The sequence below is a fragment of the Nitrospira sp. ND1 genome, assembly GCF_900170025.1.
In the GTDB taxonomy this organism is placed as follows: Bacteria; Nitrospirota; Nitrospiria; order Nitrospirales; family Nitrospiraceae; genus Nitrospira_A.
Genome location: NZ_FWEX01000006.1, coordinates 482,292 through 494,644 on the forward strand (window position 1 = coordinate 482,292; position 12,353 = coordinate 494,644).

Consider the following 12,353-nt stretch of genomic DNA (forward strand, 5'->3'; position numbering starts at 1 on the left):
AACCAGATGAAAGCTGCCGCAGCCATCCAAGAGCCCCTCACATTGAGCGGCGACACCCTCAACCTGCTTGCCTGGCGTATTCCCGACCTCGTAGCCTACCAGCACGCCTTCGACGAATGGTGGCTAGCGCCGCTCGACGACGACTTCCCGCTCGTCCGGCTCAATGCCGTCGGGATTGAAATGCTCACCTCCATGAACGGCCACATTACGGTGGGCGCGCTCGTGGAGAAGTACGGGAATAAGATCTGCGGCCCGGACGGCCAGCCCGGGACCTGGCACCTGGCACGGTGGTCCACGCCCAATTATTCGCTGTGCTACTTCGGCACGGAGCCGCCCGGGGGCCATCGCCACAAGGCCAAATGGGACCTGCTCCTGCAGCAAATCCGGGAGAGCTGGTCGGGGCAGCAGGAGTTCGAAGGTGAGGAACACCTCGAAGATTTCCATGTCCACGAGTTGAAGGAAAGTGACCTGGAGGATGGCCACTTCGATCTGATCGAAACCACCGTCTCCCACCTCTTCCGGGAACCCTGCGAAGCCCTGGGCGGCACGACCTATGGCCGCCTGCTCATGCGCCAACTACGCCGGCTCGGCTGGTTCAAACCGAAGCCAAAAGTCATTGTCGAGATCGGTGGTGGATTGGGTTATGTCGCCCGCGAGCTAGGACAGGAACTACTGCCCTTCGAGAAACAAGGCATTCAATACATTTCGTTGGATGTCACGCGCCCGTTCCTGCAGCTCCAGACCAAACGCGCGAAGGCCGGCGGCTGGACCGGCACCGGCACCCATGCCAACGGCGAATGCCTGCCCTTTAGAGACAACTCCGTCGACCTCATCATCGACAACGAAAATATGGCCGACATGACGCCGGTGAAGCTCAGCCGCAAGGAGCTCACGGAAGGCACAGGCGAGACCGCACAACATCAAGAAGCGCTGGATTGGATCAGGCGGCTGAAGGTGCCGCTTGAGAAGGAATTGCCCGAAGAAGTGATCTTCAATCTGGGACCGATGCGGTTCGTGGCCGAAGTCTGGCGGGTACTCAAGCCGGGCGGTCGGGCATTTCTCACGGAGTTTGGCGTCGAAGAAGGTTGGCCCGCCGCCGTGAAGCTCCCCCACCACACGGAATACGAGGTGCAGTACAACCACCTGCGACAAGCGGTACGTTGGCTTGGCTTTCAGGAGCGGTACCTGTCACTCCCGCAGTTTTTGCAGATCAAGCCGGACACGAAAGTCCTCTGCACCGGCGCGGCCTATACGATTCAACGGTTCTGTCAGGGACTGGGGCAGAACTTTTCTGTGCGGGCCTACACGGAAAGTGAGCTCACCAAAACCCTGGGCGACATCCTCCCCAAGCTCCAAGGCTGCCACTACCACGACATCGCCGACCCCGCCTGGTTCGGCCTCATCGACTTCAAGGTGCTACTGCTGGAAAAGCCGGGCGGCATCCCCCAACCGACCTTCACCGAGCAGAAGAGCGGCCTCCGCTGGTATTCGCAGAGGTAACGTTCTGGCGATTCCTCAATTTCAGCACTAGGGGCCACTCAAGTGTGATCGCGATCCGACAGAGGGAAACCTTACGCTTTAACTGAGCCTTCAACTGAACAGAAGCCAGGATTGTCATTGATCCGCACGCGCTCAAAAATAAATCGAATGACTGAAAAAAAATAGCACTTATCGACCACCGGCAAGATGTATCAGCACCCCTTCGCGCAACCCCAAATCGCTGACCAGCAGACTCGACATCCCCAATGTCTCCATCACCGTGCGCAGGATGACCGCGCCGGCAGCAATGACGTCTTCCCGTCCACGTTCAAGCCCGGGCAGGCCTTCCCGTTGCGCCTTCGAACAACTGAGTAGCTGCAACTCCAACTGCTTCACCATATTTAGCGTTAGCGTGTAGTTGTGAATTCTTGCCGGCTCATAAGCAGGCAACTGCTGAACCATAGCGGCCAGCGCAGTGATGGTTCCTGCGGTGCCGACGAACATGACTCCTGGCGACCGTGGCATTGCTGCTATTGCGGCAGTGGTTTCCCGGCGCACCCAGTCGCGCGCTTCCTGCACCTCGTCTGGGGTCGGCGGATCACTGTGCAGTATCCGTTCGCTCAACCGCACGACACCGATATCGATGGATCTCGCCAGCGTCGCCTGGCCGGGCCGGTCCAGAATAAACTCGGTGCTCCCTCCCCCGATATCCAACGCCAGCAGATCCGTCACACCAGAGGGCAGGCCGGAACGGATACCAAGCATGGTTCGGCGGGCTTCCTCCTCGCCGGAAATGATCTCAACCTGGAACCCGGCTTCCCGTTGGACCAGGCCTAGGAACTCATCACGATTCCCGGCATCGCGCACCGCACTCGTCGCCACGGCCGTTGCCGCGTCAACATGATAGCCGTCGATGACCTGACGCCATTCTTTCAACGTGGCCACCACTCGTGCCATGGCATCGGGACGCAGCACACGCTCCCGATCCACCCCTTGACCGAGCCGGAGAATGCGTCGGTCAGATCGGAGCTCTCTCAACCCTCCGGCAGAGGTCAGTTCCGCTATGAGCAAACGACAAGTGAGCGTCCCGATATCGATACCGGCGAAAATTCGTGTGGGAGCAGTCGTCTCGGGGATCATCAACTGAGTCTCATTGACCTTCGACCGTGATGTCGTTCATTTCCAGCAGCAACTTGGTATGTTCATCTTGCAGTGTCCGCACCTGTTGCATCAGGCGGGTGATTTCAGAATCGGACAGGATACGGTCTGCCGATTCACCACGATCGTGCAACGCAATCGTCCGTTCGCCGATGTCCCCGTGGAGATCGTCAAGCTGCTGATCCACCTTTCGCAATTCCAAGCGGTAGCGCAGTAGTTCGCCCTCTTCCAGCGCGCGCGTGGCGGCCTTGGCCGTGCCGTGCCGCAATGTCACCCAGCCGGCCCGCAAATCGTGACTCAAGCGCTGCAACATTCCCATCGATCACCCTCCACCCAACCGGCAGTGTCCCAGCTGCTTAGCTCACATCTCCCAAGGCCAGCTTACCTCGCCAGCGACGAAACATCGCGGCCTTGAACGCCTGGTGCTGGGGTAACATCAGGCCCGGATCCTCTTCCAACAACGTCACGGCTTCCTGCCTGGCCTGCTCCAACAATTGCGCGTCCCGCACCAGATTCGCAGCTCGAAACTCCGGCACCCCCCACTGACGCAGCCCCAGAAATTCACCGGGGCCTCTGATCCGGAGATCTTCTTCGGCAATGACAAATCCATCGTTCGAGTTCACGAGCGCGGCCAACCGTTGTTGCGCATTGGAGGCATTCTGCTCCGGCGGGCCGTCACGGCTGACCCGCGTCCTGGCCTCTCGCGCGAGGTATGTGGCGATCAAAATACAGAGCGATTGATGTGCCCCACGCCCGACACGCCCTCGCAATTGATGTAACTGCGCCAACCCGAATCGTTCGGCATGCTCGATGACCATGACCGTCGCATTCGGCACGTCTACCCCGACCTCGATCACTGTGGTCGCGACGAGAACCTGAATCGTCCCGGCCTTGAAGGCCGCCATGGTGCGCTCTTTTTCCGCCGTCGGAAGCCGGCCGTGCAGCAATCCAACCCGCGCCTGAGGAAAGACCTCGCGCTGCAGGTGTTCCGCTCCCTGGATCGCCGCCTTGAGATCGACCTTCTCAGATTCCTCGACCAGCGGGTAGACGATATACGCCTGGCGCCCGGCCTTCAACTCATCTCCCACCAGCTGCCAGGTCTTGTGACGTTGCCCGTCGGTATAGAGCAATGTTCGCACCGGTTTGCGGCCCGGCGGCAGCATGTCGATCACCGATACATCTAAATCCCCATAGACCGTCATGGCCAGGGTTCTCGGTATCGGCGTCGCCGTCATCACCAGCACGTCCGGTCGATACCCTTTCTCCAGCAACGTCTTCCTTTGCAGGACGCCGAACTTATGCTGTTCATCAACAATCACCAGGCCAAGGTTCGCGAACCGCACCTTCTTTTGAATCAATGCATGGGTGCCGATCGCGATCTGCGCAGCGCCGGACTCCAACTGCTTCAGCGTCTCGTTCCGGTCTTTTGCCTTCCCGCCGCTAGTCAGAAGCACTGCCTTCAACCCCACTGCCCTCAGCAAGGGGACAAGATTCAGATAGTGCTGTTCGGCCAGAATTTCGGTAGGGACCATCAACGCCGTCTGGCAGCCCGATCCACAAGCCATCACAAGGGCATGCAGCGCCACGACGGTCTTCCCGGACCCGACATCACCCTGCACCAGGCGATTCATCGGCCGCGAGGTCACCATGTCGGCTTGGATCTCACGAAACACACGTTCCTGCGCGGAGGTCAGCGTAAAGGGAAGGATCTTCGCCAGTTGCTTCAGTTGCGCCACGTGAGGATTAAACCGAAATGATTTGAGCTCTTCCTTCATCTCCCGTTGGCGAAGCACCATGGCCGCCTGTAGCAGAAACAGTTCTTCAAACGCCAATCGTCGGTGAGCAGACGTCACCCCCTGATCCAGGGCGGCCAGATCCGTCTTCGGCAAGGGAAAATGCACGTGTTGAATCGCCTCGCCGATCGGCGGCAGCCGATGGCACGCACGGACAGACAGAGGCAGTACCTCCTCTATGTCAGCCCCATACTCCGCCAGCAACCCCTGCATCAAAACTCGCATCTGACGTGACGTCCACCCCTTCGTCTCATGGTAGATCGGAACGATGCGCCCCACATGGAGTAACTCATCCTCGCCGCCGCTCAAGACTTCAAATTGCGTCGCTTCCAACCGCACATCGGTCCACCCACCCCGACCGGCCGCCACCCGCCCAGACATCATGACCCGCAGGCCTTCCTTCAACACATCTTCCAAGTATGGTTGATTAAAAAACACCGCGTGCACAGTCCCCGTTGCGTCCTGAACCGCCACATCGAGAATCGACAGCCGGCGAACGCGCGCACGCGTTGCCTCTGCCCGAGTGATCACGCCGCAAACGCTCCGTGTAGCCCCCGGCACAAGCTCGGCCACCGGCGTGATGACCGAACGATCTTCATAGCGCCATGGTAACGTCCACAAGGCCTGCTCGACAGTGCGCACGCCCAGCCGCTCCAGCAAGAGGGTTCGTTTGGGACCAACTCCTTTTGCATATTGAATCGATAGCTCCCACAGCGGTCTGGCAGGACTGGACCGAACCGGTAAAGGTTGTACTTGGTTCTCCTTCGGAGGCCCCGCCGGCTGACTCACCGCTCGCGCGTCCCCTTGTAGGCGGCTGAGCAGCGCCAGCGCTTTCGTGAGCCGATCCTGCTGTTCGAGGGGTGTGAGCCGAGTGTGAAAGTCGACAAACAGGTTGCGTAGTGCGATCAGTTCCGTCTCCAGCGCTCGCGGATAGACTCGCTCGCCAAGAGTGCCAATTACCTGTTGCGACACAAAACGGTCAAGATTCCTGACCGCCGAGAGATGGGCGTACGCATCGCGACAAGCAAATTCAATCGGTCTGGTTACACGATGCAGGAAGGCTTGGAAAGGATCGTGAGAGTCGGCGGATTCAGGACGTGGCATCCTGGAGCAGGATCGTACCACAGCCACCTTGACGGCTCAACGAGGGGACTTCTGCCGAATGGTAGCCAGTCGCACAGACCCCGGCTGCTTTTTCAACTTCCCTTTGTCCGCTCCCGGCTCGGTGGTACAGTGAATTCGCGTAGGATTCACGGAAGGACACCTATGTATCGACGCAATATCAAACATATTCTCGGGCCTCTAGCCGTGTTGATCGGCATCTTTATTTTCTATCAAACCTGGCTGAAGCCTCGCTATTTCCACGACACACCGGCTCCATCACCGCAGGTCATTGTCGAGGAAACCACCCCTGCGTCGAACGCTCCTGTGGCCCCATCGCAGGAACGTACCGCCCCGGAGATCAAACGGTCAAGGACTATCGATCCCGTCAGCATTCCAGTTCCGAGACATCCCGAGCTGCTCGGAGCCATTCACGAAGAACTCGAGAAGCACAATATTGCCTTAGCAGAGACGAAACTGGAGGAACTGCCGTCGTCGATCCTGACGGAATCCGCCACCAAGCGGCATGTTGCCATCTTGTGGAATAACCTCGGAATCATCCAGGAAAGAAGCGGGGGGACCGAAGTTTCCGTGAAAGCATTTAAGAAAGCGGTCGCGCTCGACCCCCAAAATCCGATTGCCCACCTCAATCTCGCCCATGCCTACTGGGGGTTGCGGGACCCCGCACTCACGGAAGATTTCCTCCGGAAAGTCGTGGCACTGTCTCCGGATGAGCCGTTCCCCCATGTTGCCTTGGCAGACCTGCTACAGGAGAAGGATCACCTCCCGGAAGCCGGCAAACACCTCGCGCAGGCCCAGGAACGAATTAAGAAAGACCCCGGTCTTCAGTCTTATCTGAAGGCGGTCACGACGAAAGTACATCGCGCCGAGAAGGTCGAGGATAAATTCTCGACGCACAGCAGCGTCCACTTCACCGTCAAGTACGACGGAGGTGACGACCCGGACACGTGGACGACCGTGCTGGATATTCTTGAAGAGGCCTATCGGGAAATCGGTCAGAAATTCAACTTTTTCCCGTCAAAGCCGATCATAGTCGTCCTGCACACAAAGAATCAGTTTCAAGGCGCCACGGGAAGCCCTGGTTGGGCGGATGGCCTGTTCGATCCCGTCCTTGGGCGCATTCAAATCCCAACCCAAGGCGCTGCAACGGATCGGGCTTGGCTGAGTCGAGTGCTTCGTCACGAATTTGTGCATGCCCTGATTCACGAGGAATTGGGGGCAACCGGTGGAATGATTCCAACCTGGCTGAATGAAGGCTTGGCAATGCAGCTGGCCGGTGATCCCTGGCAAGAGGTGACCAGCGTCACGCCCGGTGAGCACAGCCTGGTTCCTTTGACGGCGCTTGAGGGTAGTTGGGAGAGTCTGCCTGCGGAGAAGGTCAGTCTCGCTTATAGGGAGGCCAATGCCGCCACCCACTATCTCATTGAACGGTTCGGCATGCACAAGGTTCACGAGGTGCTGGTCCACCTGAAGGCCCGTCAGACAATTGCTGCCGCCATGCAGGATAGGCTGCTGCTGTCATACGATCACTTCCAGCAGCAATGGGCGGACAGTCTGGGCTCCACACTGGCTCAGCCAAAATCCTAAGGCTATCGCAGCTTCGTCTGGTACGCGTGATGCCTCGACGCAGCGCTAAGATTCCAAGATGGAATGGCCTGGGGATGGGCACGAAGCTCCGGCTCGGTCGGAGACTCCTCAATGCGATCCAGTTGCTCGAACGAATCCTCCCATAACAGCGTTCCGGACGTGCGATCGTAGGTCCGCACAACCAAATCAAAAATATGTCCGATGGGGTCGCCGACCGGCCTGACGAACAGCCCACCGAATAACACCCCTTCGACCCGGGCCCGCTTTCGAACCCCTGGGGCGAACTGATCCTGCCAGACAAGTCCGCCCGTGAAAGGATTTACGGCCCGAACCGAGAAGAGGGTCTGAAGTGGAATGGTGCTGGAAACCGATACTTGTAGCGCCGATGTGCGGGTCGGGATGATCGTCGCGCTGGCTCTCGTCATCCCTCCTTCGCCCAATTTGAGCAAGTTCAGCTGCCCTTCCCAAAGAAACCGCCCCGTTTCTGCATCGTACACTCTCAACATAAAGACTGACTTCCCTTTAGAGTCAGTTCCAATGCCACCGGCAAAGATGCGCCCCTTATTCCCATCATGTTCGGCGACGCCCTCTTCCTTCACGTTTACATCGAACGAATCCTCCGACAGGATGGCGCCTGTCGGCGCATCGTAAGTCCGTACCGTAATCATTGACGACCCGGCCGCCTGAAACCCAAACCCGGCTGCTAACACTTCTGAATGATCGGCAGGCACTTGGGCCACGCCCTTCCCGCTAAATCCAGAAGCGGTTATGCTGCCGGGAGATACGTGGGAGGGGGCAGCTGAGGAAAGGCCGGAAATGAGCACAAGCACACTCGTCGCCCACAAAGCTAACGCCAACCGTCGCTCCTTTGGTTGACGACCGAACCTTCTCGACCCTCTGCTTGATCGCATTCCAAGAAGCCACCCAGCAATGCTCTCTGAAAATATATGTAGGGCCACGTGTGCCTCCCTGTGAGAGGCGGATTCTCGCTCGAATACCCACAGGCCGTAAATCACACAGCGGGCCGGGCTGGCCCCTCAAAGGTTGGGTACATGATCGCATCCTCAGGTGAGCTTGGACTTGCGGGGACAGGGGGATCCCTGGTGACGAGCCCCCAGACAAATCGCCTGGCATTAGAACCAGGGGCCAGGGAACTTGCGATGGGCAATCGCGGCAGTTATAGTGCCTCCATGAAGGCATTTCGTCCGGTCATCACTCTGCTCGTTGCTCTGGTCGTGCTGGAAGGCCTTCTTTTTGAGGCAGGATCAGCCAACTCGCTGGCCACGATCCGGGACGGTATTTTGTTAGGGTTTCTGTTCGGGGTTCCGACACTACTGGTGGCGGGAATTCTCCTACTCCGTCAACACTGGGTCGTGATGGCAGCCGTCATGTACAGCACGATTGCCCTGGCACTCGATCTCTCTACAATTGTCCAGGAAGCAAGCCAGGCTTCCCCCCGCCCTCCGATCCTGGCACTGACACTCGGAAGCAGCCTGCTTAATTTTCTCCTCATGATCTTCGGGGGCCGGTGCGCGCTTTCCTTCCGGCCGGACGAATCGCCTCCAACACCCCCCCATCCCAATCTTCAGTCCCCTTCTTCATCCTAAGCGGCCTGATCCGCACAAACCCCGCCGCTCGAAGCCACTCGGCTGTTTCACTGAATGAATAGGTATTTCCCGCAGGTGTAACCAACAGCATACTCACGGCGAACAGGCTGGCTTCTTCGGGATAGAGGCCTTCTCGGTCGTGAAGAAATACATCCTGAATGATCAGTCGTCCGCCGGGGGATAATGCAGAATACAATCGCCGAAACAGCGCCTGGTTTTCTTCCGCGGAATAGATATGGAGCACATTGGAATACCACACTACATCATACTGACCCGGCTAGCACCTCATCCATAAAGTTGGGCGGCAGATAGGACAGCCGCTTCCTTGCCCTGTGTGTCGCAGCAATCTCTTTCGCCACATCCAAGGAGCGGTGATGCATCGCTCAGGTAAACCGACGCCGATACGCCAGCAAGTCCGGCTGATCGCGTTCCAGCGGACTCCCGGTTCGAACAACCCGCGCGAGCCGCGACCAATCCACCCAGTGACTCTGCAACAACTCAACGTAGGCTCCTCGGTATTTGGGATGCTTCGCATTCAACACCGTTGCGGAAAATGGGGTGTTACGGTAGGCCTTCTCGCGCTTCCTCAACAATCCGCACATCGCAAGATTCCGACAAAGAATGTCCACCCCTCGCTCGCTCACATCAAGAGCCTGAGCAAGCTTCTGGATAGACCAGCTCCCCGATCCCATTGCGGTAAAGAGACTCAGCTCCGGCGCGGTGACAATCACACGCGGCAATCGGCAGGCAGCCAGGAGGCGATGAAAGGTTTCAATACTGGTGATGGGAGGGCGCATCACGAGGTAACCCGGCTGAATTATCTCGTGCTATGGCTCAATCTTGAATAGATTCTGGCACCAGCGCACGGCAGCAAGGACCTCATCAAACCGCTGAAAGTCTACTGTCTTGTGGAACGTAATGGCGACATATTCGTCATTCATATCGGTCTGTTCCGCGAAGCCTGCCTTCAGAAGCGCAGGACGCTTCTTAGACACCGCAGGGCCCAGAAAATACTTGGCCTGTTTCGCCACTTCATCGGTACCCAGGTCTTCGGTTGTTCCATCGCACATCAGACTCTTCACATCGTCCATGGCGATGCCGTGCTGGCAGAGGAGTTGCCCGTCCGACCGCACCTCCAACAGCCACCCATCATCCCCCAGATCAAGCGCCAAGGCTCCACCGGGCTCCAGCTCATAAAATTGCGGAACCGTACTCACCAGCCGTGCTCGAGCCTGTTCCCATGATGGAAGCGCGACGGCATTCATGCGCGTGACTCCCGAGGCTGGGGAGTCGGATCTTCGGCGCCTAGGCGGGCGCGAAGCCGTTCGAGGCGAGTCACATTCTCAGCTAATTTAGGGAGATCGTACTTACGGTCCATTCGCACCACCTGCTCCAGTAACTGAACGGCCATCTGCAGCTGACCCAAATCCTCATAACACTGGGCGAGAACATAACGGGCACCGCCTGTACGCAGTTCATCTCGGCTCCGCTCCGCGATTGATTGACTGGTATGACAACAAGCAATGGCGTCATCGTAGCGCTTTTGGATGGCAAAGGTTCGCCCCATCATCCGCCAGGCATCGGCGACGCCTCCTTGATTGTTGAGACGGCGCATGAGCACCAGAGACTGCTCATAGTACCGTAGCGCCTCTTCGAACTGGCCTGTTTCACGCGCCACCAGGCCGAGATCGGAAAACAGCACTGCCTTTCCCAGCTCGTCGTGTACCCGCGTCATGATATCGAGCGCCTCAAGGTAATAGGCTCTCGCACGATCCCACTCCCCGGCGTCGGCGCGGAGATTCCCCAGATTGGCCAGGGTCGTCCCAATGCCCTTCTCGTCACCCAAGACCTTCTGCAACTCCAGCACTTCCTGATAGTAGCTCTGAGCCGACTCACGGCGACCACTAACCGCGCAAATATTGCCGAGATTGCCCAAGGTCGCGCTCAAAGCGCGATGATCACCGGTCAGGCGATCACATTCCAGGGCCTTTGCATAACAGACGTAGGCATCCGTATAGTGCCCGCGCGCAAAATGCTCGTTGCCCTGACGGTTGAGTTCCTCTGAGAGTCCGTTTCGAAGGGCCATTGTTCCCTACGTCTGAAGGGCCTGCTCCACAGCCTGTTTAGCTCCGAATACGATGCTAGCGCCATCGCCCACAAGAATCGAGTCGAAGTTATATTTCAACAATCGCCGGAGCCCGACTCTCGCATTCGTGATATCGCCATATTTTTCCGGAGCCAGGAGGCTCAAGCCTCCCGCCGGTTTGCCAATTAACGCATCGCCGACGATCAACACGCCCTTCCCCTGCTGAATGTACAACGCCGACTCACCCGGAGATTTTTGATCATTCAGGTGAATGACCCAAATACCGCCGGGCAACAACTCGCCATCCTTGAATGTCTTGGACGGCTTCACATCCATCTGCGCGACATCGGCCTCAGGCATTTGTAGTTGGCAACGAAAATCGGCCTGGTACGACGCCGCCTCACGAACATGATCACGGTTGGTGACAATGATGTAATCAAGGGCACCCTGGCGTCGAACAAATGTGTGGGCCTCGGCCGTCATCGGCGGAGGATCAACCAGAATCTTATGTTCCCCCACGTTGAGAAACAGCCCGTTAAAATCGAGCTGCTTGTCTTCTGAAAACCAGGACCATTGCCAAATACCGGGAAGGAGCTGTTTCACTGATATCGCCTCACGTGGATGGGATTACAACGCTGCCACCGCATCCTGGAGAGTCTTTGTAACCTTCGCACAGATGCCGGCTTCGCTGGGAAGATCGACAATATCGTCTTCCGAGAGGGTAATGAACTTCCGATTCGGCCCCTTCGTGAGGGATATAAGGAACATGCTGTTTGTTGGCTTCGTCGGAATCACGACCTGAACGGTCTGATCAATACTCTGCACAACTTCCAGAAACTTCTGCTTTCCCTCTTCCCATTCGTCCATGGATGATCCTCTTTCCCCACTACATGGTTCCTGCGCCGGCTGGAGTCGAAGCTGCCAACAGTTTTTCCACTTCCTGAATGATGACCTCGGCGCCCGCCAATTCCATATTGCCCACCCGCTGCCACCTGATCACACCGCGCTGATCGATCACATACACATTGGGAATGAACTTCCCACCGCCATACAGTTTGTCGGTGGTCTTATTCGGATCGAGTAAATAGGGGTACGTCACCTTCACGGGAAAGGCACTCAAGAATTCGCCCACGCCCCGTTTGGAATCCCCCGACGAATTGACCCCGACGACGGCCACATTTTTCCCGGTCATCGCCTCATGGACCTTTTGCAGGTTGGTCCCTTGGGTCATACAGGGATCACAAATATGAAACAACCCGAGGACAACCACTTTCCCCTTTAACTGCTCAAGCGAAACAGCATCGCCTGTCACAGACGTCAACGAGAAGATCGGCGCCGGCTCGCCGACTTTAAAAAACCCGGCGGCGACTACAAGGTGGGCAGCCCACAGATGCACCAATACGATCGCAACCGCTACGAGAAGTCGCTTCATCAGATCCTCCTTCCTGGAACCAAGCCAATGATGGAGGCCAATGCTCCCTCGGCTGGTTCTCAGCAGTCACCAATCACTGCTGGTGATGC

14 protein-coding genes are annotated in these 12,353 nt (G+C 57.7%); 3 read left to right on the forward strand and 11 right to left on the reverse strand.

The window, feature by feature from the left end; all coding sequences use genetic code 11:
* The first annotated feature begins 6 nt into the window (after positions 1–6).
* The gene (locus NSND_RS06805; RefSeq protein WP_080878278.1) at positions 7–1,500 is read left to right on the forward strand and encodes a class I SAM-dependent methyltransferase; all 1,494 of its coding nucleotides are present in this window, start codon (positions 7–9) and stop codon (positions 1,498–1,500) included.
* Positions 1,501–1,668: 168 nt separating this feature from the next.
* Here NSND_RS06805 and NSND_RS06810 read toward each other — a convergent pair whose 3' ends face one another.
* From NSND_RS06810 to recG, 3 genes are read right to left on the reverse strand one after another with little or no spacing between them, the layout of a single operon-like run.
* Complete coding sequence (locus NSND_RS06810; RefSeq protein WP_080878279.1) at positions 1,669–2,619, reverse strand: Ppx/GppA phosphatase family protein; 951 nt, start codon at positions 2,617–2,619, stop codon at positions 1,669–1,671.
* A 10-nt stretch (positions 2,620–2,629) separates the two neighbouring features.
* Positions 2,630–2,956, reverse strand: a complete 327-nt coding sequence (locus tag NSND_RS06815; protein ID WP_080878280.1) for a hypothetical protein — start codon at positions 2,954–2,956, stop codon at positions 2,630–2,632.
* A gap of 37 nt (positions 2,957–2,993) precedes the next feature.
* On the reverse strand, positions 2,994–5,534 hold the full coding sequence (gene recG, locus NSND_RS06820) for an ATP-dependent DNA helicase RecG (protein WP_080878281.1): 2,541 nt from the start codon (positions 5,532–5,534) through the stop codon (positions 2,994–2,996).
* Between the two features lie 162 nt (positions 5,535–5,696).
* Between recG and NSND_RS06825 the strand changes: the two genes are divergently transcribed.
* The gene (locus NSND_RS06825; protein ID WP_080878282.1) at positions 5,697–7,139 is read left to right on the forward strand and encodes a peptidase MA family metallohydrolase; all 1,443 of its coding nucleotides are present in this window, start codon (positions 5,697–5,699) and stop codon (positions 7,137–7,139) included.
* Between the two features lie 2 nt (positions 7,140–7,141).
* On the opposite strand, the gene NSND_RS06830 is transcribed toward NSND_RS06825, so the two are convergent.
* Complete coding sequence (locus tag NSND_RS06830) at positions 7,142–7,879, reverse strand: PQQ-binding-like beta-propeller repeat protein (protein WP_080878283.1); 738 nt, start codon at positions 7,877–7,879, stop codon at positions 7,142–7,144.
* 312 nt (positions 7,880–8,191) lie between these two features.
* On the opposite strand from NSND_RS06830, the gene NSND_RS21495 reads away from it, so the two are divergent.
* A complete protein-coding gene (locus tag NSND_RS21495; RefSeq protein ID WP_200810594.1) occupies positions 8,192–8,746 on the forward strand; it encodes a hypothetical protein in 555 nt (184 codons plus the stop codon).
* Here NSND_RS21495 and NSND_RS22080 read toward each other — a convergent pair.
* The 7 genes from NSND_RS22080 to NSND_RS06865 all read right to left on the reverse strand — a co-directional run bounded on the left by NSND_RS22080 (position 8,649) and on the right by NSND_RS06865 (position 12,264).
* Entirely contained in the window at positions 8,649–9,005 is a 357-nt protein-coding gene (locus NSND_RS22080; protein WP_080878284.1) for a methyltransferase, read from the reverse strand. The two genes, NSND_RS21495 and NSND_RS22080, sit on opposite strands and share 98 nt — an antisense overlap.
* 124 nt (positions 9,006–9,129) lie before the next feature.
* Entirely contained in the window at positions 9,130–9,543 is a 414-nt protein-coding gene (locus NSND_RS06840) for a methyltransferase family protein (RefSeq protein ID WP_080878285.1), read from the reverse strand.
* Between the two features lie 30 nt (positions 9,544–9,573).
* Positions 9,574–10,011: a hypothetical protein gene (locus tag NSND_RS06845; protein WP_080878286.1), complete on the reverse strand. Its 438-nt coding sequence runs from the start codon at positions 10,009–10,011 to the stop codon at positions 9,574–9,576.
* Positions 10,008–10,832 (reverse strand): tetratricopeptide repeat protein, encoded by an 825-nt coding sequence (locus NSND_RS06850; RefSeq protein WP_080878287.1) that lies wholly within the window; start codon positions 10,830–10,832, stop codon positions 10,008–10,010. Before NSND_RS06850 ends, NSND_RS06845 begins: the two co-directional genes overlap by 4 nt.
* Positions 10,833–10,838: 6 nt before the next feature.
* Complete coding sequence (locus NSND_RS06855) at positions 10,839–11,435, reverse strand: MBL fold metallo-hydrolase (RefSeq protein ID WP_080878288.1); 597 nt, start codon at positions 11,433–11,435, stop codon at positions 10,839–10,841.
* A gap of 24 nt (positions 11,436–11,459) precedes the next feature.
* Entirely contained in the window at positions 11,460–11,699 is a 240-nt protein-coding gene (locus tag NSND_RS06860) for a hypothetical protein (protein ID WP_080878289.1), read from the reverse strand.
* A 19-nt stretch (positions 11,700–11,718) separates the two neighbouring features.
* Positions 11,719–12,264: a peroxiredoxin family protein gene (locus NSND_RS06865; protein WP_080878290.1), complete on the reverse strand. Its 546-nt coding sequence runs from the start codon at positions 12,262–12,264 to the stop codon at positions 11,719–11,721.
* Positions 12,265–12,353 lie beyond the last annotated feature (89 nt).